A 23,205-nucleotide genomic window follows, 5' to 3' on the forward strand; every position below is an offset into this window, starting at 1 on the left:
AAATAGCTGTGGCCACCTTCCGGAAGGTTTCTTCATCATACCAGAGTGCTTCGGTTAAATGCTTGCTCAGATGGTATGGGTCTAACCGATATTCGGCGCCGGGAAAGTATTTCATTCCCTGCTTGAGCCATTCTGCCCCATCGCCGCCAATGTAGATCTTTTGGGTCCGGCTCAGATCCCATTTCCCTCCGATTTCCGCATAACCTTCTTCCCAGATTGCCTCACCTTCAGTTAAGCTGCTTAACACATGCTTGTTTTTCAGGACAAAGCGATCCCGGCCTACTTGCTTTTTGCCTTCGTATGCTACCATGTGTTTGATTTCTCCTCGTTTCTGCTCTGCCCTTTGCAGGCGGATCATCACCCCGTCGGCTTCGATGCACAACTCCGGGGCCACCTCTTTCCCACCGGGAGCTTCGCCATCTTCAAAAACCGCTGCTCTTTTTTCTTTTCCTTCTTGCTGGAGGACCTCGCCTACTTCCCGGGTGGCCTGCCAGATGGTCATGGGGCTTACTCCGGGAACAAGGTAGCTTAAAATCTCCGCGGCCCGATCAAAGGGAAGCTCGGTGCTTAGTTTGACAGCCAGTTCTTTTAAGCGGGGGGTGATCCTGGCCCGGGCCGGCCAGCCCAGTAGCTCATCTAAAAAGAAGCTGGTTTCCCCGGTTTTTTTGTTTTTGTACAGGCGCCTTTTGTAGAGAAATTCCCCAAAGGTGCTGATGGCTGTTTTATCCCGAAACCCGACCACTTCCCAGGTGCTCCGGTCACGTTCATTCATCAGGCGGGTATCGAGCTGTTCCAGTGCCCAGGTGAATATTTGGTTGCTGACCTTCTGACAAAGCTCGTGGATACCTTTTTCAAGTTCATAGAAGTCTTTGCACCCACCAATTAATTTAACCAGGCCGGTGACGAAAAGAAGGACTGCACCCACTATTTGGCGAATATTTAGCATGAGACCTCACACTCCTTTTTGGGGTGTTTTGGCGCGCGAGGTCTCATTTCTTTTTCAGGGGGCTGATCCCCTTCTGGTGCCTACTGAAATTTTACACGACCCAAGACTCTATATGTGCCCCGGTTTTACATTAGGAGCGGCCTGGAGTGAGCGCTGCCGGGCCAGGCCACGTGCCGCGGACCGGATGTCCGCGGAGGCCACCTGAGCACAGGATGTGTGAATGTGGCCGGTACCCGCCGAAGACCGGAGCCGGGGCCTTTTGGCCCGGCCAGCGAAACGACCGGGAGCGACGGGTAAAACCGGGGCACATCCTGAAAAAGCTAGCCTGCAACCTAGCCGGGACCGGAGGCCGTGGGAAAAAGCCGATAGAGGCCATTTTACAGCAGGGAAGCGATGACGGCCTTCTGGACGTTATCGGTGCCCTCGATCAGGGGGAGCACCCGGGCGTCGCGCAAATACCTTTCCACCGGGTGACCCTGCAGGTAGCCCTCCCCGCCGCATATTTCCATGGCCAGCGCCGCTGCCTCCACGGCCGCCCGGCTACCGGCAAGTTTGGCCATGGAGGAGGCCATGGTATAATCCAGATCCCGGTCGATGAGCCAGCACGCCTTCCAGACCAGCAGCCGGGCCGCTTCAATTCTGGCGGACAGCTCGGCCAGGGCAAAGGAAACCCCCTGGTTGGCATAGACGGGGCGCCCGAATTGAATCCTCTCCCTGCTGTACTGCAGGGCGTATTCAAAGGCAGCCCTGGCTATGCCCACCCCGATGGCTCCGGCCAGCGCGCGCCCCCGGTCGAAGGTCTGCATTAAGAGCAGGTAGGCGCTGCCCGGCCCGCCGATGGCGTGTTCCTCCGCCAGCTCCAGGTTTTCAAACAACAGCTGGACGGTATGGGCATAGCGGATGCCCATTTTCCGGCGCACGGCACCCACCTTTAGTCCCGGCGTGCCCTGCGGCACCACCAGGCAGAGCATGCTCCCCCTCACATTGCGCGGGCTGGTGGCCGTAAAAAGGGTGACAAAACTGGCTACACCGCCATTGATGACGTAGTCCTTGGCCCCGTTGACCACCCACCTCCCTTCCCTGGCCACCGCCAGCGATTCCATGGCTCCAATATCCGAACCGGCCGATTTTTCCGTCAGGGCAAAGGCGGCCAGGTGGGGGGTGGAACGCGTGAGAAGGGGTAAATAGGTGTATTTCTGCTCCGGCGTACCGGCCAGAATGATGGGGCTGGCGGCGTGAATGTTGGCCGTAACCACCGCCGCCAGGCCGGCACAACCGGCCCCCAGTTCCTCCAGCAAAAGTGCGGTGGTAAAGTAGTCCAGCCCCCGGCCGCCGTATTCCCGCGGGATGGTGGGGGTGAGCAAATTGTCCCGGGCCAAAAGCGCGGCCAGGGAAAAGTCAAATTCCTCATCCCCGGCCCGGTCGAACCTGTGGGCGGCCGGGGCAATCTTCTCCCGTACCAGGGCGCGCACCTCTTCCACCAGCAGCGACTGCTCCCGGGTCAGGGCAAAATCAACCATTTTGCGCTTCCTCCCTTTCCTTCATCCACAGGACAAAATCCACCACCAGTTTTCTTGAGGCCGGCGAGAGCTTCTGCAGGGCGTCCAGCACCGCCTGAATTTCGGCATCGTCCGGGGCTGCCACAGAGCGGTGCGGCGCCGCACTTTTTTCTTCCACGGGCTGAAAAAAGTAGTCGATGGGTTTCTGCAGCACCTGCGCAATTTTTTCCAGCTGGGCGAGGTACAGCCGGCGCTTGCCCTGTTCATAATGGGAAAGGGTGGACTGGGAGCAGCCTATCTTTGCCGCCAGCTGTTCCTGGCTCAGGCCGGCTTCCTCCCGGGCCAGCTGGATGCGCCTGCCGATGGACTTATACCCCACTGGCATTCCCCCACAAGCGTATAACCGCTATATAAATTTTTGAATATTCTTGACTGCATTACAAACCGTAATATATTATTACAATAACAAATACCTCTTAAACCTTTATAATTCCTTCTGCTACGGGAGGGGTTAAGTGATGTTTGATTTCATGCTCACCCCGGAGCAGTTAAAGCTCCGGGAAGAAGTGCGCTCCTTCGTCAAAGCGGTGCCCCGCCAGCTGGTCCTGGATATGGACGCCGAGCGCGTGCAGTTCCCCCGCCAGTTCATAGAGGAAGCGGGGGCCAGAAATCTGCTCGGGCTGCGCTTCCCCCGGGAGTACGGCGGCCGGGGCCTGAAGTGGTGCGACGAAATAATTGCCCTGGAAGAAGTGGGAGTCCTGAGCATGGCCCTCTCCTGCCTGTATTCCATGCCCAGCATTGTGGGCGAGGCCATCGACAAGTTCGGGACCCCCGCCCAGAAGGAAAAGTTTTTAAAACCCACCCTGGCCGGCAAAATGGCCTCCGCCGAAGGCCTGACCGAACCCAGGGGCGGTTCCGACTTCTTCGGGGCCACCACCGTGGCCAGAAAGGAAGGGGATTATTATGTGCTGAAGGGCCAGAAAAGGTTCATCGTGGGAGCCGAGGGAGCCGATTATTTCCTCATTTACGCCCGGACCGCTCCCGGCGCCCCGCCCCACAAGTCCCTGTCCGCCTTCCTGGTGGAAAGGGGCCCCGGGGTGAAGGTGGAGTACGTCTACGGGTTGATGGGCACCAGGGGGGGCGGCACGGGACGCCTGGTGCTGGATAACTGCCGGGTACCGGCGGAAAACCTGCTGGGGCGGGAAAATGAAGCGGCGCAGATTTTTTACCAGATGATGATCCCCGAGCGCATGACCAGCGCCGCCGGTTCCCTGGGGATGGCCAGGGCCGCGCTGGAGGTGGCCGCACGTTATACCACCCGCCGCAAGGCTTTCGGCCAGACCATCAACCGGTTCCAGGCCGTCAGCTTCAAAATTGCGGACAGCATCACCATGCTGGATGCGGCCCGGGGGCTGGTCTACGCCGCCGCCAGGGCCATAGATGCAGGGGCGGATCCCGCCCGCTGCCGGCGGATGGTTTCGGAGGCCAAAAAATTTGCCACGGAAACGGCGTGGGCGGTAATCAACAATGCCATGCAGGTCATGGGGGGCATCGGCTATACCCGGGTCTACCCCATTGAAAGGCTGCTCCGGGACGCCCGCCTGGGCATCATCTGGACGGGTACCAGCGAGATCATGAACCTGATCATTCAACACGAATACTACAGGGAATTAACCGGCCTGCCGTCTTCCCACCGCGACGTGGAACATGATGCCCATGACGCCGAACGGGTGGAAGAAAAGGTGTACGAGTAACTTCACAGCAAAAAACCTGCCGAGTAGAGAGCCTTCCACACCTTATCAGAATGAGGTGAAAGAAATGGGCGAACTGGTTCACCGGTTACTGGAGAGAAATGCATCCAAGTATCCCCGGGCGCTGGCCGTCCGGTGGCCCCAAGGGGATGTTTCGCTGAACTGGTTTCAGCTGAATGCTGAAGCCAACAGCCTCGCCCGGTACCTGCAGGCCCGGGGCTTTAAGCCGAACGATAGAGCCGCCCTGTTGGTTTCAAACCGGCCTGAATTCATGGTAGCCTATTTTGGTATACTCAAAGCAGGCGGAACGGTTACCCCGTTGAATATAAAGTTTACGGCCTCTGAAATAGCCTATATCCTCCAGGACAGTGAGATATCTGTAATCATTTATGAGGATAACCTAAGATCGGTGGTGGAGGAAGCCACAAAAGGTTTACCCCATGTAATCGCTGTTTCCACCCGGGAGATGTCCGGTTTAATGGAGAAATATGAATGCCATAATCTGGACCTGCCCCTCAATCCCTCCAGCCTGGCCGAAATATTATATACTTCCGGCACGACCGGGAAACCAAAAGGGGTAATGCTGACGCATAACGCCGTCACTCTGGTGGCTATCATGATGGCCTACGAGGCGGATATATACTTCGGTGACCGCTGCCTGCATTTAATGCCCCTCACTCATTCCGCCCCTTTAAACCTGATCCTGGTAGGAGGAACATGGGCGGGGGCCACCCACGTGCTGGGTAGCTTCACCCCCCAAGCGCTGCTGGAACTGACCGACCAGGAAAAGACCACCCACTTTTTCGGCGCACCGGTCGCCTACAACCTGGCCGCCAAGCTGCCCAATTTCAGCAGGTACGATTTAACCTCGGCCAAGCGCTGGATCTATGGTGGGGCTCCCATGCCCCGGGCCGGCCTTGACACCATGATGAAACTTTTCCCCGGCGGCTTTATGGGCGTTTATGGCCTGACGGAAGCGGGCCCCAACGGAACGGCCCTGCACCCCCATGAACACCCCCGTTTTGCCGGCAGCATCGGTTGCCGGGGCTCGGTAACCGCCGAGATTAAGGTGGTTAATGCCGGGGGACAGGAAGTGGCGCCCGGGGAAGTGGGGGAAATCATCATTAAAACACCGAGTAATATGGTTGGTTATTTAAACCGTCCCCGGGAAACCGCCGAAACTCTGGTCAATGGCTGGATCTATACCGGTGACCTGGCCGAAAGAGATGAATACGGTTATATCTGGATAAAAGACCGCAAAAAGGACATGATCATCACCGGTGGGGTAAACGTATACCCCAAGGAAGTGGAGGATGTACTGTCACTCTGTCCCGGAGTGGCCGATGCCGCTGTAGTCGGTATACCCCATCCCGACTGGGGCGAAACGGTAATGGCGGTAGTGGTACCCATGCCGGGACACCAGCTGCAACCGGAAGAAATACGTCAATTCTGCCGGCAACACCTGGCTGATTATAAAGTGCCGCGCATCTTCCAGTTTACCGATGTCATCCCGCGAAACGCATCGGGTAAAATCCTGAAACACGTGATCAGGGAAAAATACAGCCGGTAACCGTTACAATTCACAAGGCCGTCATTTTCCGCAGAAAATGACGGCCTCTTCACGCCCAGACCCTTTCCAGTTCCACCACCAGGCCGGGAAACATCTCGGGGGTAAATTGAGCGTTTTGCTCCCAGCGGCGCACCGGCAGGTAGATACCCCGCTCCAGGCGAAATTCGTCCAGGGTCTTTACCTCCGGGTCCACCACCCAGTAGTAGGGTACGCCGTAGCGCGCGTAAACCTGGGCCTTGGTAACCTGATCAACGCTCGATGTGGAAGGGGAGAGAATCTCCACCACCAGATCGGGGGCGCCGGCTATATTTTTTTCCGTGATCACACTCTGCCTTTCCCGGGAAACGTAAAGGAGATCGGGCTGGGTGACGCTGATATTACTGAGGACCACGTCCAGCGGGGCGTAAAAAACCTCTCCCAGGTTATTTTCCGTAACATGGGCATGTAAAATGAAATGCAGGTTACGGGAAACCCGCTGGTGGCGGGTGGTGGGCGAGGGCGTCACATGCAGCACCCCTTCCAGGATCTCGTAACGTTTCCCATCGTCGGGTAACTGCAGGTAATCGTCGTAAGTAAGGATTATCTTCCCCGCCGGAGGTACGAGCAGGCTCACGGCGATCCCCCCTTCCGGCAGCCGCTTATTTTTTATGATATTTTACGATCACCACCAGAACCTGTCAAACCGGGGGCCGGCCCCGGTCATTAACCGGTCTTTTTCACCGGCCGCTTTTTATTCTGGGAGCTGGTGTTGAGAACGCCCAGCATGGAGAGCGCCCGGCCCGTTCCCAGGGCCACGCAGGAGAGGGGGTCTTCGGCAATATGCACCGGGACGCCCGTTTCCCGGCTCAGCAGGATGTCGATGCCGTGCAAAAGGGCACCGCCACCCGTTAAGACCATACCCTTGTCCATTATATCCGCGGCCAGCTCCGGCGGCGTGTGCTCCAGCACTTCCTTTACCGCCCGCACCACCGCCTCCAGGCTCTCCGCGATGGCCTCGAAAACCTGGTGGGTGGAAATAACCACCGACCGGGGCAATCCGGACACGAGATCCCGCCCGCGAACTTCCATTTCCCGCCGGGGGGCACTGTCCGGCTCGGCGCTGCCGATATTGATCTTTATCTCTTCCCCGCTGCGCTCCCCTATGGCCAGGTTGAACACCCGCCGCACATAGCGCACGATGGCCTCATCAAACTTGTCCCCGCCCAGCCGCAGGGACCGGCTGCAGACCACCCCGCCCAGGGAGAGTACGGCCACATCGGTGGTACCGCCGCCAATATCCACCACCATGGTACCCGATGGCTGGGAGATATCCAGTCCCGCTCCCAGAGCGGCCGCCAGCGGCTCCTCAATAACGAAAGCCTGCCGGGCACCGGCCTGAATGGCCGCCTGGCGCACGGCCCGCTCTTCCACACTGGTTACGCCCGAAGGAATGCAGACCATCACCCGGGGGCGGAAAGGACCTTTCTTCCCGCCGGCCCGGCTGATGAAATAGCGCAGCATCTTCTCCGTCACGTCGTAGTCAGCAATGACGCCGTCCCGTAAAGGTCTTATGGCCACAATGTTGCCGGGGGTGCGGCCCAGCATGCGCCTGGCCTCGGAACCCACCGCGATAACCCGGTTGTTATCCCTGTTTATAGCCACCACTGAAGGTTCCCGCAGGACAATGCCCTTTCCCTTAACGTAGACCAGCACATTAGCTGTTCCCAGATCTATGCCCATATCATTGCTTATGCCGAGCACGGGGTGGTCTCCTCTCTTTCTGCAACCACTTTCAGATTAACCTGCCAACCTGTCCCCCGGTCATACCCCGGGCGGGCTTAACTATGAGGCAGGCACAACTGGTAGTTTTCTACATTTTAAGCCAAAATCCTTTAGCCCGGCCCATAAATTTCTATGATTCCTTATATTTTTTCCGCGTTGCCTCGCCACCCCTTAAATGCCGCTCGGCCTTGTTCTGCTCCAGAACGGCCCTGACCTGCTGGGCCAGCTTCTTATTCAGCGAGGGCAGTCTCTCGGTCATATCCTTATGTACCGTGCTCTTGCTCACCTGGAACACCTGCGCCGCCTGACGTACTGTAGCCCTGGTTTCCAGGATATAGGCGCAAATCTCCAGCACCCTTTTCTGGATGTATTCCTGCATTGCCCTACCTCCCCGGCTTGGTACCTGATAATATTTATATGCGCCGGGAGGAGGTAAATTGCTAAAAACCACGACGGGCGCCCAAACCCGGGGAGCCGGCACAGTCTTGACCGGTTATAAACGGACCGTATAGTATGAATTTACCAGTGAATGTTTTCCACCAGGTACCTTTCCGGGTCCCGGGCAGCCCCATCCTTCAAGAGCCCGAATTCCAGCTTCCCCGCCGAAGGGGGCAGGGTGCCCAGGGGGGCCCGGGCACTCAGGTGCTGCCCGGCCTTTACCTGCACCTCGCCCAGTCCTTTATAGATTGTCTGCCAGCCGTTGCCGTGGTCGATGACAACCGTATAACTCACAGGGACCGGCCTGTCCGGTAAGATCCTGCCGTTTTCACCCGCCTTCCCCAAAGATGCCCCGGACTGCACCGCCCTGACCGTTCCGGCAGCGGCCGCCTTAACCAGTGCCCCGGCCCCGGCATCGAAGGCCACCGTCCGGTTGAACCTGAAGTCGCCGTATATTTCGGAATAGCCTCTCCCGTAGGCCTGAACGATCGGGCCGTCCACCGGCGGGTAAATGATCAGGCGGCCGCTATTCCCGCCCGGTGCTTTTCCGTCAGCTGGTTGAGCTGCATCAATGGATGAAGAATGGAGCACCTGCACCCCCCGGTCCCTGTCCGGAGCGGGTACGGGAATGGAGCTGGCCGGCTGCCAGGAGCTGATTATGGCCCAGAGCAAAACCATAACCAGGGCGATTACCACCGTACTTATTACGGCATAATGCAGCCGGCTGCCCAGGAGCCAGCGGCGCAGCCAGTGACGGAATTTTTTCACCGGGTCCTGTTCGGACAAACGTTTACCAAACGGCCACATTTTTATCACTCCTGAAAAAGCTCATTCCAGCTTTCAGAAGTATTGTGGCCATTTAGCGTTTAATTTATACGGGTTATTTCCACGCCGGTGTAATAATGCTTTAAAATGCGATCAAATGTATAACCGTGCTGGGCCAGGCCTTTAGCCCCGTACTGGCACATGCCCACGGCATGGCCGTATCCCCGGGTGGTTATCTGGATCTGACCGCCCTTCATAGACATGGTGAAATCGGTGGAGCGCAGGCCCAGGCGATCCCTTACCAGCGTGGCCGCCAGCTCCTTTCCCCCAATGCGCACAATTCTGGGACGTCCGGCCGGTGTCCGTTCCACCACCTCCAGGGGGTTACCTGTTCCGCCGGCCGTCACCGGCACCGCTTCTATATGCACGCCCAGGGCCCGGTCAACCTGCTCCAGGGGCAGAATAACCGTGCGCACGGGCTCCGGATCGGCATCGTAGGGGCAGGGTACCCCTACCAGGTAGGGCAGATCCGCCGCCCACACTGCGGAGGCGCTTTCCGTTCCCCGGCCGCCACAGGAAGAATGGTAGGCCGGTTCAATAAGCTGGCCCTGGTAGGTGAGCACCATACCCCGGGTTTCATCCACCGCCTTTTTAATCTTGTAATAGTATTCATAATAGCGGAGGGTACCCCAGCGCCGGCGCATTTCCTCCCGGGAAATCCAGGCCTGGCCGTGGGCATGATCATCGCAAACATCGGCTCCGGGGTGGTCGTTGTTTATCACCCCGCCCGCGTTCAGCCGGCGGACGATGTAGGTGCGGGCCGCCACCGCCTGGACCTTCAAAGCTTCCATGGGAAAGGACGCGGGCATTTCAGCAGCCACCACCCCGGTCACATATTCTTCCAGGGGTATTTCTATAACCTGCCCGGTGCTGTGCTGGTACAGGCGCACCCGGGTCTCCCTTTCCTGGATCTGCACCGGTGACAGGTAGCTCACCAGCACAGGCAACCCCATGGTAATGGACACTACCAGGCAGATCAAGCCAAGCAGCCTGCGCACCCGCTCCACCTCCCCTGTCCACCTTTGAAATTTATATGCCCGGCAGGTGACGGACATGCCCTGGAAATTCAGTGTACGTTTATCACCCATTGTTGCCCAAAAGTTTCCTGTTCATACAGGGGGCGAAATTATTCAGTAAAGTCTTTACCAACGGCAGGTGCCGCGTTGTCCAGAGCGAGCGACTTGCGGAGCACTGGGTGGACAACGCGGCACCATAGCAGGCCGGCAAAAATTTAAGGTGGCAGTTGGATCTGCCACCTCTGCGTGTAGACAAAGTACTTCTGGTATGTGCCCTGGTTTTAGTCGTCGCTCCCGGTCGTATCGCTGGCCGGGCCAAAAGGCCCCGGCTCCGGTCTTCGGCGGGTACCGGCCACATTCACACCTCCTGTGTTCAGGTGGCCTCCGCGGACGTCCTGTCCGCGGCACGTGGCCTGGCCCGGCAGCGCTCACTCCAGGTCGCTCCTCCTTTAAAACCAGGGCACATCACAGAATTATTTTGTCTACAAACTGAGGCGGCAGATTGATCTGCCACCTCGAGTTACCCCTCACTTACGATATGGCCTTCAACCGGGCCAGGGCGCGTTTTAGAGCCAGCTCGGCCCTGACCACGTCAACGTCCGGTGTTCGGGCGGCCAGGCGCTGTTCAGCCCGGGCCTTGGCTGCTTCAGCCCGCTCCCGGTCGATCTCTTCGTCCCGTTCCGCGGTGCGGGCCAGGACGGTAACCCGGCTGTTCCGCACCTCCACAAATCCCCCGCTGATGGCCACCTTGAAGGTCCTGTTTTCCTCCTGCACCTTCATTACCCCGATTTTCAAGGCACTGACCAGGGGGGCGTGCTCCGGCAGGAAGCCCAGCTCGCCCTCAACGCCCGGCACCACCACAAAGCGGACATCGCCGCTGTATACTTTACGCTCGGGAGTGACAATCTCCAGGCGTTGGGTTTTCTCCGCCATTTTATGCACTTCCCTCTGCTAAGCTTTTCGCCTTGGCCACCGCGTCGTCGATGGTTCCCACCATGTAGAACGCTTCTTCCGGCAGGTCGTCGTGCTTGCCTTCCAGGATTTCCTTGAAGCCGCGGATGGTTTCCTTAAGCGGCACATACACGCCCGGCCGGCCGGTAAACTGCTCGGCCACGTGGAAGGGCTGGGAGAGGAAGCGTTGCAGCTTCCGCGCCCGGGCCACGACCAGTTTGTCCTCGTCGGACAGTTCTTCCATACCCAGGATGGCGATGATATCCTGCAGCTCCTTGTAGCGCTGCAGTACCTTCTGCACGCCCCGGGCCACTTCGTAGTGCTCCTGGCCCACCACGTTGGGGTCGAGAATGCGGGAGGTGGAATCCAGGGGGTCCACCGCCGGGTAGATACCGAGTTCGGCAATCTGACGGGACAGCACCACGGTGGCGTCCAGGTGGGCGAAGGTTGTGGCCGGCGCCGGGTCGGTCAGGTCGTCGGCAGGCACGTACACGGCCTGCACCGAAGTGACCGAACCTTTGGTGGTGGATGTGATCCGCTCCTGCAACTGGCCCATCTCCGTGGCCAGGGTGGGCTGGTAACCCACGGCCGAGGGCATCCGTCCCAGCAGGGCGGAAACCTCGGAACCGGCCTGGGTAAAGCGGAAGATGTTATCGATGAACAGGAGCACGTCGGCCCCTTCCTCATCCCGGAAATATTCAGCCATGCACAGCCCCGTCAGCCCCACCCGCAGGCGGCATCCCGGCGGTTCGTTCATCTGGCCGAATACCATGATGGTTTTGTCCAGAACGCCCGCTTCGGTCATCTCCCGGTAGAGGTCGTTGCCCTCGCGGGTGCGCTCGCCCACGCCGGCAAACACGGAAATACCACCGTGCTGCTTGGCGATGTTGTTGATGAGCTCCATAACGATAACCGTCTTGCCCACGCCGGCGCCACCGAACATGGCGATCTTGCCGCCCTTCAGGAAGGGGACCAGCAGGTCAACCACCTTCAGGCCGGTTTCCAGCTGCTCGGCCCGGGTGGACTGCTCGGCCAGGGGCGGTGCCGGGCGGTGAATGGGGTAATAGTAATCGCTCTTGATGGGACCTTTACCGTCAATGGGCTCGCCCAGCACGTCCACCAGGCGCCCCAGAACGGCCCGCCCCACGGGAACGGTGATGGGTTTACCTGTATCAATCACTTCCATGCCCCGCACCAGTCCGTCGGTGGAGGACATGGCTACCGTCCGCACGATGTTATTCCCCAGGTGCTGCGCTACTTCCAGGGTCAGGTCCGGTTGTCCTTCCCGGCGAATTTTCAAGGCATTATAGATATCAGGTACCTGGCCCGGTGGGAAGCGGACGTCCACCACCACGCCAATGACCTGAACTACATGACCAACATTCATCAGCTACTCCGTACCTCCTTCGCGCGAAGCTTGAGTTAGCCAGGGGAACGGTAACGCTTACTCCAGAGCCGCCGCGCCGCCGACAATTTCGGAAATTTCCTTGGTGATGGCAGCCTGGCGGGCCCGGTTCATGGACAGGGTCAGTTTATCAATCATTTCGCCGGCGTTCTTGGTGGCATTGTCCATGGCGGTCATGCGGGCACTGTGCTCGCTGGCCTTGGACTCCAGAAGGCCGTGAAAAACCATGTTTTCCACGTACATGGGCAACAGCTCGGACAGCACGCTCTCCGCCGAAGGCTCAAAGATGTACTCCACCCTGGCGGGCTTATCCCGGCCGTTTTCCTGCTCTTCGGGAGGTTCCACGGGGAGGAGTTTTACCACCTTTGGCCGCTGCACCAGCACGTTGATAAACTCGCTGTAAATGAGGTAGACGACGTCAAACTCTCCGGCCGAGTATTTTTCCATGACGTAACGGGCGATTTCCCGGGCCTGGCTCACCTTGATGGTTTCACCCAGGCCCACGTACTGCTGGACGATATTGTAACCCCGGCGGCGGAAGTAATCCCGGCCCTTGCGCCCGACGCAGATCAGGCTTACTTCCGCGTTGAGGTTGTTTATTTCCTGGATGGTCCTGCGGATCAGGTTGGCGTTGAACCCGCCGCACAACCCTCTATCGGCAGTAATCAGAACATAGGCTACCTTCCTGGGCTCGCGCACCTCCAGAAGGGGGTGCTTGACCCCGCCCGCGGCGGTGCCCACCCTGCCCAGAACATCCTTCATCCGCCTGGCGTAGGGCCTGGCGGACAGCACCTGTTCCTGAGCCCGGCGCATCTTGGCGGCGGAAACCGCCTTCATGGCCTTGGTAATCTGCTGGGTGCTCTTGATACTTTTAATCCGACGCCGCAAGTCCCGTAGACTTGGCACTCTATTTCACCACCTCGCGTCGCTGTTACCGGATAACTGGAACGCGCCTATCAGGCCATCCGGGCCACAAAGCCTTTCTTGAATTCCACAATAGCCGCCTTCAGCTTCTCTTCCGTTTCCTTGGACAGTTCGCCGGTGCGGGCAATGGCCTCGCCCACGTCCGGGTGGCTGGTGTGCATGTAGTTCAAAAACTCCTCTTCAAAGGGCAGCACCTTCTCCACCGGCAGATCATCCAGGTAGCCGTTAACACCGGCATAAATAACCATCACCTGGTCCTCCACCGCCATGGGAGCGTACTGCTTCTGCTTGAGTAATTCCGTCATGCGCTGGCCCCGGATCAGGCGGGCCTGGGTGGCCTTGTCCAGGTCAGAACCAAACTGGGCGAAGGCAGCCAGCTCGCGGTACTGGGCCAGGTCCAGGCGCAGCTGTCCGGCCACCTGCTTCATGGCTTTGATCTGCGCGGCACCACCAACCCGGGATACCGAGAGACCCACGTTAATGGCCGGCCGGACACCGGCGTAGAACAGGTCGGGCTCCAGGTAAATCTGGCCGTCGGTAATGGAGATCACGTTGGTGGGGATGTAGGCCGAAACGTCACCGGCCTGGGTTTCAATGATCGGCAGAGCAGTTATGGAACCGCCTCCCAGCTCGTCATTGAGCTTGCAGGCCCGCTCCAGCAGGCGGGAGTGCAGGTTGAACACGTCACCGGGATAAGCCTCGCGGCCAGGCGGGCGGCGCAAGAGCAGGGAAAGCTCGCGGTAGGCCACGGCCTGCTTGGAAAGGTCATCGTATACAATGAGCACGTGCCTGCCCTGCTCCAGGAATTCCTCGCCCATGGCGCAGCCGGCATAGGGAGCGATGAACAACAGCGGTGCCGGATCGGAAGCCGTAGCCGAAACCACGATGGTGTAATCCATGGCGCCGAAGTCACGCAGCCGCTGCACCACGTTGGCCACCGTGGAGGCCTTCTGCCCGATGGCCACGTAAATACAGATAACGTCCTTGCCCTTCTGGTTGATGATGGCGTCCACGGCAATGGCCGTTTTACCGGTCTGGCGGTCACCCAGGATCAATTCCCGCTGTCCCCTGCCAATGGGGATCATGGAGTCGATGGCCTTCAAGCCGGTCTGCAGGGGCTGGTGCACGGGTTTACGGGTGATGACGCCGGGTGCGATGCGCTCAATGGGGCGGAACTTATCGCTCTTGATGGGGCCCTTGCCGTCCAGGGGACGTCCCAGGGGGTTGACCACACGCCCGATCAGGGAATCGCCCACCGGCACGGAGGCAATGCGGCCCGTCCGCTTAACCGTGTCTCCCTCTTTGATATGGGTGTAGGCACCGAGCAGAACGCACCCGATGTTGTCCTCTTCCAGGTTGAGGGCCATGCCCAGGGTGGGCTCGGCTCCCTCCGCGGGTGCCGGAAACTCCAGCAGTTCCATGGCCATGCAGTCTTCCAGGCCGTAAACACGGGCAATACCGTCGCCGACCTGGATTACGGTGCCCACATCGCGCATTTCAATTTGCGCCTGGTATTTTTCAATCTGCTGCCGAATGATCGAGCTGATCTCTTCCGGTCGCAAATTCATGCTCCTAATTTCACCCCTATCGCCTTAACTTATTTGCCTGAGGTGCTCTCTCATGGATGCCAGACGGGTACGCAGGCTGCCGTCGATAACCCGGTCGCCAATGCGCACCACCACCCCGCCGATTAGCGCGGGGTCCACGCTGTATACGGTCTGCACTTTTTTGCGGGTGATCCTGTTCAACACTTCCCCCAGTTTTTTCTTTTCTTCCCTGGTCAGCTCAATGGCACTGGTAACTTCTGCCTTCACGATATTGCGGGCACGATTGGCCAGGCTGATGTAGTAGTCTACTATGTCGCTTAAGAAGGCTTCCCGCTGCCTGTCAACAAGCAAGAAGAGGAAGTTCTCGGTAATGGGGGAAACTTTGCCGGAGAAGATGTTTTTCAGCACATCTTTCTTTTCCTGTGCAGTGATGCGGGGATGATAGAGCACCTTTTGGAATTCACGGGAACTGGCTACGATCTCTTCCACTGACTTTAACTCCTGCTCCACCTGATCCACCAGACCTTGCGTCTCTGCCAGTTCATAAAGGGCCTGGGCATACCGCTGGGCTACGGCCCCTTTTAGCATGGCAGATCACCCGTTTCTTTAATGAATTCCTGGACCAGGCTGTGCTGAATTTCGGGGGTGATGGTCTGGTTGATGATCTTCTGGGCCACCAGGATGGACAGCGTAGCCACCTGGTCGCGCAATTCTGCAACCGCCTTCTCCTTCTCCCGGGCAATTTCCTCAAGGGCGCTCTCCTTAATCCGTTGCGCCTCAGCTTTTGCCGCTTCTACAATCTCTTGCGCCTTTTCTTCACCGGCCTTGGTAGCCTGCTGGATGATGGCCTGGGCTTCTTCCCTGGCTTTCTGCATTTCCGCCAGGTATTGCTGGCGCAGCGCCTCGGCCTGTTTACGATCCTCTTCCGCAGCGGCCACGTTGCTGGCTATATACTGCTGGCGCTGCTCCAGAATATTGACGATGGGTTTATAAACAACCAGACGAAGGAAAATAAGCAGGATGATAAAGTTTATAATCTGGGCTACCAGGGTATAATTAATTCCCAGCGCTTCCACCGGTTCCCCTCCTTCCTAACTACCTACCCGTTGCCGTGGACAAAAGGAAGGCAATAGCAGGTAATACTTAACCCGCTATGCCACCTTTTACCCACCTTGACCTGCATTAACCACCGATTTTACCAAACAGCATGAAGGCAATAACTACTGCAATAATGGGCAGGGCCTCGATCAGACCCACGGAAATGAACATAGTGGTCAGCAGGTTACCTCTTAACTCGGGTTGACGGGCCATCGCCTCCACCGTGCGGCCGGTCACCAGGCCGTCACCGATACCGGCACCCAGGGCAGCCAGACCTACGGCCAAAGAGGTACCGAGGGCAGCAGCAGCTCCCACATCCATCCTTTTCCCCTCCTTTCTCCAAATTTCCATTTCTGGTAAACCATATCTTTATATGGGTTGAAAAAGCTTTTAATGCTCGTGTTCTTTAACCACCTGAGAAATGTAGGCAATGGTTAGCATGGTAAAGATAAAGGCCTGGATAAACCCGACAAAGATACTGAATGCCAGCCACACCACCGAGGGGATAAACCCGCCAAAGACAAAGGTGTTCAACCCCAAAAGTCCCAGGAGTACAGCAATCAAGACCTCGCCGCCATAGATGTTACCGTATAGACGGAAGGCCAGGGTAACCGGCTTGGCCAGTTCCTCAACAATGGTCAGCGGCAGGAAGAAGGGAAATGGTTCCAGGAAGTGTTTGAAATGACCGGCCCCTTTATAGCGGATCCCCATAAACTGGACGAGGAAGAAAACCATTATGGCCAGCCCGGCAGTGGTATTTACGTCGGCGGTGGGTGACATCATGGTGGGTACCAGGCCCCAGAGGTTGCTGAAGAGAAGAAAGATGAAGAGGGTAAAAATAAGGCACATCAGGCCGGCACCCTTTTTGGGGTCCATATTTTCAAAAACCAGGCCCCGCAAAAACTGGAAGATCTCCTCCACCATCAGCTGGAGCTTCCCCGGCCGCTTCATATTCATGTTGCGGGTGGCGGAAACAGTGAAAATGATCACCAGCAACATGACTATCCAGGTCATCACCAGCGTCTTGGGATTAAGCATGACGTGTGTATTGCCTATGGTAAATTCCCAGGGATGGTGGGGAAAACCCCATACGTTTAGTTCCTCGTGTACCTGCTCCAGGCTTTTCACCCGTTATCACCTCCCCCTTTTAAATTTTTTCTTCCATCTTAGAAAACTTAGAATTAGAAAACTTAGAAAACGTCCCTTCCTCAGCGCGGCTCAAGCGCACAGCCCTGAGGGCAGCGTCAACGGCGGTAATGCAGGGAACAAGCAGCATGCCCGCCCCCAGCCACCATACATTCACCCGGGCCACCCGTCCGGCCAGCAAAACTACCACCATTACCAGAACCAGGCGCATGATCAGGCCCTGGCGCATGTAGCCGCGGGCAGTGCTTCTTTCCACCGAGCCCAACCGTTTGACCCGCAGGGCCAGGGAAATGGTGTTGTAGAGCCCGGTGGCCAGACCGAGAAAAAGGCCCCAGGCCAGGGAATCACCCGGGTTAAAGGCAATTGCCAGGAGCACCAGCGCAAGCAAACCCCCGGTGATGCAGGTCGTGCGCTTTAACTGGTTATCCAGTTCGGGAACGGGCGGTAAGGAAGGCACCGGTTTTTACCCCCAGTTTTTAAAAAAGCGTGTTACCGTCTGAACAACTCCCCAGATGCCTGCGGCCAGGCCTGCCAGAATGCCCGCCGTCATCAACCAGGGTCCCGTATGTAGCCGTTCATCCAGCCACCGGCCGGTGTAAAAACCGGCCGTAACCATTATGGCCAGTTCCATGCCGATAGTTGTGGTCAGGGCCAGGGCCGCCAGGACACGGCCCTTCACCCGGCGCTCGACCATGGCCGTCACCTTTCCCGGCACGGGTGCAGCAGCCTGTAACATTTTGTCAGAAAATTGTCAGCTGCGTTACACCCGTCACAAAGTATTTCTTCTACATAAACTCTTTTATTCCTTCACCAGCGGAAGACTTTTTTAGGAGAAATGGTCTTACGTTTACTTAAAGGGTTCCGGAGGTTTGTCACCAAGGCCGAAGCAGTAGAGAAGCGCCTGGCAGATGCGCCGGGAAGCCTGACCATCCCCGTATGGATTTACCGCTTCGGCCATCTGCCGGTAGCGGGCCGCGTCTTCCAGCAGGAGGCGGGTTTCCTTAAAAACTGCTTCCCGGGTGGTACCCACCAGGCGCACGGTGCCGGCCCGGACAGCCTCGGGGCGCTCGGTGGTATTCCGCAGCACCAGCACGGGCTTGCCCAGAGCCGGGGCCTCTTCCTGCAGGCCGCCCGAATCGGTAAGCACCAGGTAGCAGCGGTTCATCAAATTTACAAAATCCTGGTAAGGAAGGGGTTCAATGAGGTGCACCCGGGGCGATCTTCCCAGAATTTCCTGCACCACTTCCCGCACCGCCGGGTTCCTGTGCACGGGAAAGACCACCTCCACGTCGGGATAAAGGGCCACGATATCCCGCAGGGCCAGGTAAATTTCCCGCATCGGCTCGCCCAGGTTTTCCCGGCGGTGGGTGGTTACCAGCAACACGCGGCGGCACTGGAAGTCAATGCCGGCCAGCACGGGGTCGGCAAACCGGTAGTCCGCCTTTACCGTGGCCAGCAGGGCGTCAATAACGGTATTTCCCGTAACAAAGATCTTTTCCGGGTTTATCCCTTCCCGGAGCAGGTTATCCCGGGCAGAGGCGGTGGGGGCAAAATGGAGATCCGCCAGCACCGCCGTAAGGTGGCGGTTGATCTCCTCGGGAAAGGGAGAGTATTTGTCCCCGGTACGCAGGCCCGCCTCCACGTGCCCCACCGGTATCTGAAAATAAAAGGCGGCCAGCGCAGCAACAAAGGTGGTGGTGGTATCCCCGTGCACCAGCACCAGGTCGGGCCTTTCCCTTTTTATAACCTGTTCCAGGCCGGCCAGGGCCCGGCGGGTGATGTCAAAGAGGCTCTGGCCCGGCCTCATTATGTCCAGATCGTGGTCGGGTGCAATTTGAAAAAGTTGCAGCACCTGATCCAGCATCTCCCGGTGCTGGGCGGTGACGGCCACCCGGCAGTGAAACCGGTCCGGATGGCGCCGCATTTCCCCGATCAGCGGAGCCATTTTAATGGCTTCCGGTCTTGTACCGAAAACAACAAGAACCCTGAGCATAGTTTGTCTCCCTGGTTCAACTATATGCGGCCGGCCCCACGAATATAAGAGGAGGTCTGCCCATCTTTAAACTTTTTGAAAGCGTCCCCGGGGGCCGCCCACATTGTGAAAGGCGGAGTTAAAATTGCGGTAAAGGGATTTGTAATCCCGGATGCGGTGCCATTTTTTAATCAGCCCGGGCGGCAGATCTTCCCGCAGCGCTACCTGGGACCAGCCGCCGGGCAGGGGGTAGGCGTAATAGGGCCTGTCCTTGGGCACGCCCCGGATAAAAATTACCTGGGGAATGACCCATTCCAGGCGGGCCAGGTAAACCCGGTGCATGCCGTCACAGATGATATTGAAAACCGAACCGTCGGCTTCCACCGATTCCTCGATCACCGGGGGCAAAAGGTCCACCGGCTCGTCGTATCCGGCCAGGTGAAGGGTAACGTAACCGTCGAGGTGAAAGAGGTCGTAACCGTGGCGGGCCAGTTCCCATTTAAGCTCCCGCACCTTCTGCAGCTCACCGGTGAGCACATAGGACTGGGCCGGCGCCAGGCAACGGGTGTGGATTTTTTCCAGGGAAATAAAAACATCGCGATAGATGTAGCAGTCCGGATCGGTGAGCATGGTCACCCGGCGCAGCTTCTCCAGCAGCTCGCCGGGCGAGTGGTGTACCACCTTTAATACTTCCATACGCAGGTGTATCTCTCCTTTTTTGCAAGTTCCTCCAGCACCCGGGCAAGCTGAGCCGTACCCGGCACGATGAAATCGGGCCGGGGCCATTCATCCCACAATACGCGGGCCATGGCCGGGTACTCCCGCTCGGGGCGGGAAAGAACCCAGATGGTGGCCAGCCCCAGTTTTTTAGCCGGCAGGATGTCCTTCTCGTAGGTATCGCCGATCATCACCGAACGCCGCGGGTCAGCATCCAGGGCCTCCAGGGCGGCCCGGAAGAGCTCTTCAGCGGGCTTTTTCCTCCCCACCCGGAAGCTTAAGGCGGCATATTCCACCAGGGCAGCTATGCCCGGGCAGGCACGCAAAAAAGCCCGGTAATAGGGAACCCAGATATCCGAAACCAGGCCCACGACATAACCCAGTTCCCTGGCCCGCCTTACGGCCGCAGCCGCGCCCGGTATCTCCACCGCCGCGTTTTCCTGCTCCAACCAGAGGCGGGCCAGCAATTCCTCCTGCTGCCGGCTCAAGGGGACCACTTCCGACAGGGCGGCACAGACCTCACGGGGGCCGGCAAACTCGCGGCACATGATCAGCTCCCCCACCAGCCGGTCCTGTTCCGGGGACAGTTCCAGCAGGCGGGAAATCTGCCTGGCCGGGGACACCTCCGGGCCGGTGATCAGGGTGGCTCCGATATCAAAAAGGGCTGCTCTGCGTCCGCCGATAAGCGCTCACTCCCACAAGTCCACCTGCACACCGTGACGGCGCAGGAAGTCAATGCCCTCCTCGCCGCCCCGGTAATCCCTCCTCACCACTACCCGGGAAATGGCACAGGAAACAATGAGCTTGGCACAGGTCAGGCAGATGTCGGCGTTCACGTACATGGTGCCGCCCCCCACGGCCAGGCCGCGCTTGGCGCAGAGGCAGATGGCGTTCTGCTCGGCATGGACGCAGGGCTTGTAATCTTCCCGGCCCGCCAGGTCTTTCAGGCACCGCCCGGTATCAATGCAGTGTTCCGCCCCGCTGACCACGCCGTTATAACCGTGGGAAATAATGCGCCGGTCCACCACTATGACGGCTCCCACTTTCTTCCGCAGGCAGGTGGAGCGCCGGGCAATAACGTCGACCACTTCCATATAAATCTCATCAAAGGAAGGCCTTTTAACCAGGGCCGCTCACCTCCGGTGTCCGGGAACGGCGGTGTGCCGGTCTCCTGCCCTTTTAACAACACCAGGCAACAGTTTCGCGTTTCGCCTTAATACAGCGGGTAACGGCGGCACAGCCCGGCCACCATTTCCCGCACCTGTTTGAGCTTGTCCGGATTGTCCCGGAAACGCAGCGCCAGGTGGATGATCTCGGCCACCGTCTCCATATCTGCCTCCCTCAACCCCCGGGTGGTTACAGCCGGCGTGCCGATTCGTATGCCGCTGGAAACGGCCGGGGGCTGCGGATCGAAGGGAATGGCGTTCTTGTTCACGGTGACCCCGACGGAATCCAGAACGGTTTCCGCCTCGCGACCGGTAACTCCCCGGTTGCGCAGGTCCACCAGGATCAGGTGATTGTCAGTGCCGCCGCTGACCAGTTCAAAGCCCCGGTCCTGCAGCGCCCTGGCCAGGGCCCGGGCATTTTTCACAATCTGCCGCTGGTACTCCTTAAATTCCGGCTGCAGCGCCTCTTTAAAGGCCACTGCCTTGGCAGCAATAACATGCATCAGGGGACCACCCTGGATGCCGGGGAAAACCGCTTTATCAATAGCCGCGGCATACCTGCCCCGGCACAAAATCATACCTCCCCGGGGACCGCGGAGGGTTTTGTGGGTGGTGGTGGTCACCACATCGGCGTAGGGCACCGGGTTCATATGCTCCCCGGCAGCCACCAGCCCGGCAATGTGGGCCATGTCCACCATCAGGTAGGCCCCCACTTCTTCGGCAATTTCCTTGAATTTATAAAAGTCAATGGCCCGGGGGTAGGCGCTGGCCCCGGCCACAATAATTCTGGGTTTATGCTCAAAGGCAGCGGCAAAAACCTTTTCGTAGTTGATCAGGCCCGTCTCCTTTTCCACACCGTAAAAGGCCACCCGGAAGTACTTCCCCGAAATGTTTAGAGGGCTGCCGTGGGTGAGGTGACCGCCGTGGGCCAGGTTCATGCCCAGGATGGTATCCCCCGGTTCCAGGAGAGCAAAATAAACAGCCAGGTTGGCCTGGGCTCCGGAGTGAGGCTGCACGTTGGCGTGTTCGGCACCAAAAAGCTCCCTGGCCCGCTTAATGGCCAGCTCCTCGGCAATATCCACAAACTGACAGCCGCCGTAATAACGCCGCCCGGGATAACCTTCGGCGTATTTGTTGGTGAGCACGGAACCCTGGGCTTCCATTACCGCCCGGCTGGTGGCGTTTTCGGACGCAATCAGTTCCAGGGTGTCACGCTGGCGGCCCAGTTCCAGCTCGATTGCCCGGGCTATTTCTGGATCCACTGCCGCTAAAGGCCGGTTCATATGCATTGTTCTGGTTCCTCCCCACGACAAGCTTCTTGTGGCTAACAACCGCTGCCACCGGCGTACTTTCTTTCAATCTCAGCGATTTTGGCCACCCGCCGGGCATGGCGCCCGCCGGTAAATTCAGAAGCCAGCCACACCCGCACAATCTCCCTGGCCAGGCCGGGCCCGATCACCCGCTGCCCCATGGTCAGGATATTGGCGTCGTTGTGTTCCCGGGAAGCCCGGGCGGAAAAAGTATCGTGACAGAGGGCGGCCCGGATGCCGGGCACCTTGTTGGCTGCAATAGCCACCCCGATACCCGTGCCGCAACAAATTATACCCCTCTGGTACTCGCCGCTACGCACGGCCTCGGCCACCAGGAGGGCAAAATCAGGGTAATCCACGGCTTCTTCTGAATAGGTGCCAAAATCGTGGCAGGGAATGCCGTTTTCCCGCAAAAAAGAAAGGACTTCTTCCTTTAAGCGAAAGCCACCGTGATCGGCGGCCAGGGCAACCCGCACTTAAAATTCACCCCTTATCAGGCTAAAGAGAATTGTTTTCCTGTTTTTACTGCCTGCAGCAACATGTTTTAGTTTCTACAAAAAACGCTTTTTTCCTGCTTCAATTTTCGCCCCCCACACCGTTGCCCGGCCGGGCCCCTTCCGGACCGCTTGCAGACCGGCCATCCCCCGCTTCACCTGCAGCCAGCCTGTCCAGAACCAGGGAAATAAGTTCCCTCAGTTCGCCGGCGCACCGGCGGTAAACCTCCACCGGCGCCCCGAAGGGGTCGGGAACATCGCCATCCCGGCCGGCAAATTCGGCCAGGGTGAACACCTTGCCCGCCAGATCCGGAAACCGGTCCTGGATTAGCTTCTTGTGGCCTGCCGTCATGGCCAGCACCAGATCGGCTTCCTCCACGTCCCGGCGGGTGAGCAGGGATGCCCGGTGGGACTTTAAATCCAGGCCCATTTCTTCCATCACCGCCACGGCCTGCGGTGATGCCTCGCTGCCGGGCAGGGCGGCTATACCCGCGGAAACCACTTCCACCTCATCCTGCAGGCCTCTTTCGGCCAGCATACCCCTGGCCAGAACCTCGGCCATACTGCTCCTGCAGGTATTGCCGGTGCAGACAAAAAGCACTTTTTTCGCCATAAGCCATGCCTCCCGGAAAACACCTTGATGGAGAAAAGCATCACCCCTGCTTTTCC

Annotated in this window: 27 protein-coding genes; 2 read left to right on the forward strand and 25 right to left on the reverse strand. The window is 58.5% G+C overall.

What is annotated here, in order from left to right; genetic code table 11:
* The 3 genes from BUB44_RS06530 to BUB44_RS06540 all read right to left on the reverse strand — a co-directional run.
* A partial coding sequence (locus BUB44_RS06530; protein ID WP_073164409.1) for an ISLre2 family transposase occupies positions 1-946 on the reverse strand: 946 nt, incomplete at its 3' end.
* Between the two features lie 377 nt (positions 947-1,323).
* The gene (locus BUB44_RS06535) at positions 1,324-2,466 is read right to left on the reverse strand and encodes an acyl-CoA dehydrogenase family protein (protein WP_073164412.1); all 1,143 of its coding nucleotides are present in this window, start codon (positions 2,464-2,466) and stop codon (positions 1,324-1,326) included.
* The gene (locus BUB44_RS06540) at positions 2,459-2,824 is read right to left on the reverse strand and encodes a helix-turn-helix domain-containing protein (RefSeq protein WP_165611023.1); all 366 of its coding nucleotides are present in this window, start codon (positions 2,822-2,824) and stop codon (positions 2,459-2,461) included. The genes BUB44_RS06535 and BUB44_RS06540 overlap by 8 nt, the downstream gene beginning before the upstream one ends.
* 139 nt (positions 2,825-2,963) lie before the next feature.
* Here BUB44_RS06540 and BUB44_RS06545 point away from each other — a divergent pair, with 139 nt between their 5' ends.
* Together BUB44_RS06545 and BUB44_RS06550 are read left to right on the forward strand one after the other, a co-directional pair.
* Positions 2,964-4,199, forward strand: coding sequence for an acyl-CoA dehydrogenase family protein (locus BUB44_RS06545; RefSeq protein WP_073164417.1), 1,236 nt, complete (start codon positions 2,964-2,966; stop codon positions 4,197-4,199).
* 64 nt (positions 4,200-4,263) lie between these two features.
* Complete coding sequence (locus BUB44_RS06550; protein WP_073164420.1) at positions 4,264-5,766, forward strand: class I adenylate-forming enzyme family protein; 1,503 nt, start codon at positions 4,264-4,266, stop codon at positions 5,764-5,766.
* Between the two features lie 49 nt (positions 5,767-5,815).
* Here the strand turns inward: BUB44_RS06550 and BUB44_RS06555 are convergent, their stop codons facing one another.
* The 22 genes from BUB44_RS06555 to BUB44_RS06660 all read right to left on the reverse strand — a co-directional run bounded on the left by BUB44_RS06555 (position 5,816) and on the right by BUB44_RS06660 (position 23,149).
* Complete coding sequence (locus tag BUB44_RS06555) at positions 5,816-6,379, reverse strand: Uma2 family endonuclease (RefSeq protein ID WP_073164423.1); 564 nt, start codon at positions 6,377-6,379, stop codon at positions 5,816-5,818.
* 89 nt (positions 6,380-6,468) lie between these two features.
* On the reverse strand, positions 6,469-7,506 hold the full coding sequence (gene mreB / locus BUB44_RS06560; protein WP_027355874.1) for a rod shape-determining protein: 1,038 nt from the start codon (positions 7,504-7,506) through the stop codon (positions 6,469-6,471).
* 151 nt (positions 7,507-7,657) lie between these two features.
* Positions 7,658-7,906, reverse strand: coding sequence for a sporulation transcriptional regulator SpoIIID (gene spoIIID, locus BUB44_RS06565; RefSeq protein ID WP_027355875.1), 249 nt, complete (start codon positions 7,904-7,906; stop codon positions 7,658-7,660).
* 140 nt (positions 7,907-8,046) lie between these two features.
* Positions 8,047-8,772: a M23 family metallopeptidase gene (locus BUB44_RS06570; protein ID WP_073164426.1), complete on the reverse strand. Its 726-nt coding sequence runs from the start codon at positions 8,770-8,772 to the stop codon at positions 8,047-8,049.
* A 59-nt stretch (positions 8,773-8,831) separates the two neighbouring features.
* Positions 8,832-9,788 (reverse strand): stage II sporulation protein D, encoded by a 957-nt coding sequence (gene spoIID / locus BUB44_RS06575; protein WP_073164553.1) that lies wholly within the window; start codon positions 9,786-9,788, stop codon positions 8,832-8,834.
* A 549-nt stretch (positions 9,789-10,337) separates the two neighbouring features.
* Positions 10,338-10,739, reverse strand: a complete 402-nt coding sequence (locus BUB44_RS06580) for a F0F1 ATP synthase subunit epsilon (protein ID WP_073164429.1) — start codon at positions 10,737-10,739, stop codon at positions 10,338-10,340.
* Between the two features lies 1 nt (position 10,740).
* The gene (gene atpD / locus BUB44_RS06585) at positions 10,741-12,144 is read right to left on the reverse strand and encodes a F0F1 ATP synthase subunit beta (protein ID WP_027355879.1); all 1,404 of its coding nucleotides are present in this window, start codon (positions 12,142-12,144) and stop codon (positions 10,741-10,743) included.
* Positions 12,145-12,201: 57 nt separating this feature from the next.
* Positions 12,202-13,068, reverse strand: coding sequence for an ATP synthase F1 subunit gamma (gene atpG / locus BUB44_RS06590; RefSeq protein ID WP_073164431.1), 867 nt, complete (start codon positions 13,066-13,068; stop codon positions 12,202-12,204).
* 50 nt (positions 13,069-13,118) lie between these two features.
* Positions 13,119-14,654 carry a F0F1 ATP synthase subunit alpha gene (gene atpA / locus BUB44_RS06595; protein WP_073164434.1) on the reverse strand — a complete coding sequence of 512 codons (1,536 nt, stop codon included), beginning with the start codon at positions 14,652-14,654 and terminating at the stop codon, positions 13,119-13,121.
* A gap of 24 nt (positions 14,655-14,678) precedes the next feature.
* Complete coding sequence (locus BUB44_RS06600) at positions 14,679-15,221, reverse strand: F0F1 ATP synthase subunit delta (RefSeq protein WP_027355882.1); 543 nt, start codon at positions 15,219-15,221, stop codon at positions 14,679-14,681.
* Positions 15,215-15,709, reverse strand: a complete 495-nt coding sequence (gene atpF / locus BUB44_RS06605; protein WP_027355883.1) for a F0F1 ATP synthase subunit B — start codon at positions 15,707-15,709, stop codon at positions 15,215-15,217. Before atpF ends, BUB44_RS06600 begins: the two co-directional genes overlap by 7 nt.
* A 106-nt stretch (positions 15,710-15,815) precedes the next feature.
* Positions 15,816-16,052, reverse strand: coding sequence for a F0F1 ATP synthase subunit C (gene atpE, locus BUB44_RS06610; protein ID WP_013824414.1), 237 nt, complete (start codon positions 16,050-16,052; stop codon positions 15,816-15,818).
* A 69-nt stretch (positions 16,053-16,121) separates the two neighbouring features.
* A complete protein-coding gene (gene atpB, locus BUB44_RS06615) occupies positions 16,122-16,859 on the reverse strand; it encodes a F0F1 ATP synthase subunit A (RefSeq protein WP_073164437.1) in 738 nt (245 codons plus the stop codon).
* A gap of 19 nt (positions 16,860-16,878) precedes the next feature.
* Positions 16,879-17,334 carry an ATP synthase subunit I gene (locus tag BUB44_RS06620; RefSeq protein WP_073164440.1) on the reverse strand — a complete coding sequence of 152 codons (456 nt, stop codon included), beginning with the start codon at positions 17,332-17,334 and terminating at the stop codon, positions 16,879-16,881.
* A 6-nt stretch (positions 17,335-17,340) separates the two neighbouring features.
* Entirely contained in the window at positions 17,341-17,592 is a 252-nt protein-coding gene (locus BUB44_RS06625) for an AtpZ/AtpI family protein (protein WP_341349369.1), read from the reverse strand.
* A gap of 132 nt (positions 17,593-17,724) precedes the next feature.
* Positions 17,725-18,870 (reverse strand): non-hydrolyzing UDP-N-acetylglucosamine 2-epimerase, encoded by a 1,146-nt coding sequence (gene wecB / locus BUB44_RS06630; protein ID WP_073164442.1) that lies wholly within the window; start codon positions 18,868-18,870, stop codon positions 17,725-17,727.
* Positions 18,871-18,936: 66 nt separating this feature from the next.
* Entirely contained in the window at positions 18,937-19,545 is a 609-nt protein-coding gene (locus tag BUB44_RS06635) for a hypothetical protein (RefSeq protein WP_027355889.1), read from the reverse strand.
* The gene (locus BUB44_RS06640) at positions 19,533-20,189 is read right to left on the reverse strand and encodes an HAD family hydrolase (RefSeq protein ID WP_073164445.1); all 657 of its coding nucleotides are present in this window, start codon (positions 20,187-20,189) and stop codon (positions 19,533-19,535) included. The genes BUB44_RS06635 and BUB44_RS06640 overlap by 13 nt, the downstream gene beginning before the upstream one ends.
* A 66-nt stretch (positions 20,190-20,255) precedes the next feature.
* Positions 20,256-20,693, reverse strand: a complete 438-nt coding sequence (locus tag BUB44_RS06645; protein WP_027355890.1) for a deoxycytidylate deaminase — start codon at positions 20,691-20,693, stop codon at positions 20,256-20,258.
* An 86-nt stretch (positions 20,694-20,779) separates the two neighbouring features.
* Complete coding sequence (locus tag BUB44_RS06650; RefSeq protein ID WP_073164451.1) at positions 20,780-22,021, reverse strand: serine hydroxymethyltransferase; 1,242 nt, start codon at positions 22,019-22,021, stop codon at positions 20,780-20,782.
* A gap of 35 nt (positions 22,022-22,056) precedes the next feature.
* Complete coding sequence (gene rpiB / locus BUB44_RS06655; RefSeq protein WP_073164453.1) at positions 22,057-22,518, reverse strand: ribose 5-phosphate isomerase B; 462 nt, start codon at positions 22,516-22,518, stop codon at positions 22,057-22,059.
* 100 nt (positions 22,519-22,618) lie between these two features.
* Positions 22,619-23,149 carry a low molecular weight protein arginine phosphatase gene (locus tag BUB44_RS06660; protein WP_073164456.1) on the reverse strand — a complete coding sequence of 177 codons (531 nt, stop codon included), beginning with the start codon at positions 23,147-23,149 and terminating at the stop codon, positions 22,619-22,621.
* Positions 23,150-23,205 lie beyond the last annotated feature (56 nt).

Origin of the sequence: Desulfofundulus australicus DSM 11792 (genome assembly GCF_900129285.1) — a bacterium.
Taxonomy (GTDB): Bacteria; Bacillota; Desulfotomaculia; order Desulfotomaculales; family Desulfovirgulaceae; genus Desulfofundulus; species Desulfofundulus australicus.

Coding starts and splice junctions, on each gene's coding strand:
- atpD (WP_027355879.1), bottom strand. CDS start 12,144: ATGAATGTTGGTCATGTAGTTCAGGTCATTGGCGTGGTGGTGGACGTC.
- BUB44_RS06545 (WP_073164417.1), top strand. CDS start 2,964: ATGTTTGATTTCATGCTCACCCCGGAGCAGTTAAAGCTCCGGGAAGAA.
- atpA (WP_073164434.1), bottom strand. CDS start 14,654: ATGAATTTGCGACCGGAAGAGATCAGCTCGATCATTCGGCAGCAGATT.
- BUB44_RS06535 (WP_073164412.1), bottom strand. CDS start 2,466: ATGGTTGATTTTGCCCTGACCCGGGAGCAGTCGCTGCTGGTGGAAGAG.
- BUB44_RS06580 (WP_073164429.1), bottom strand. CDS start 10,739: ATGGCGGAGAAAACCCAACGCCTGGAGATTGTCACTCCCGAGCGTAAA.
- wecB (WP_073164442.1), bottom strand. CDS start 18,870: ATGCTCAGGGTTCTTGTTGTTTTCGGTACAAGACCGGAAGCCATTAAA.
- BUB44_RS06600 (WP_027355882.1), bottom strand. CDS start 15,221: ATGCTAAAAGGGGCCGTAGCCCAGCGGTATGCCCAGGCCCTTTATGAA.
- BUB44_RS06570 (WP_073164426.1), bottom strand. CDS start 8,772: ATGTGGCCGTTTGGTAAACGTTTGTCCGAACAGGACCCGGTGAAAAAA.
- BUB44_RS06550 (WP_073164420.1), top strand. CDS start 4,264: ATGGGCGAACTGGTTCACCGGTTACTGGAGAGAAATGCATCCAAGTAT.
- spoIIID (WP_027355875.1), bottom strand. CDS start 7,906: ATGCAGGAATACATCCAGAAAAGGGTGCTGGAGATTTGCGCCTATATC.
- BUB44_RS06635 (WP_027355889.1), bottom strand. CDS start 19,545: ATGGAAGTATTAAAGGTGGTACACCACTCGCCCGGCGAGCTGCTGGAG.
- BUB44_RS06660 (WP_073164456.1), bottom strand. CDS start 23,149: ATGGCGAAAAAAGTGCTTTTTGTCTGCACCGGCAATACCTGCAGGAGC.
- atpE (WP_013824414.1), bottom strand. CDS start 16,052: ATGGATGTGGGAGCTGCTGCTGCCCTCGGTACCTCTTTGGCCGTAGGT.
- BUB44_RS06650 (WP_073164451.1), bottom strand. CDS start 22,021: ATGCATATGAACCGGCCTTTAGCGGCAGTGGATCCAGAAATAGCCCGG.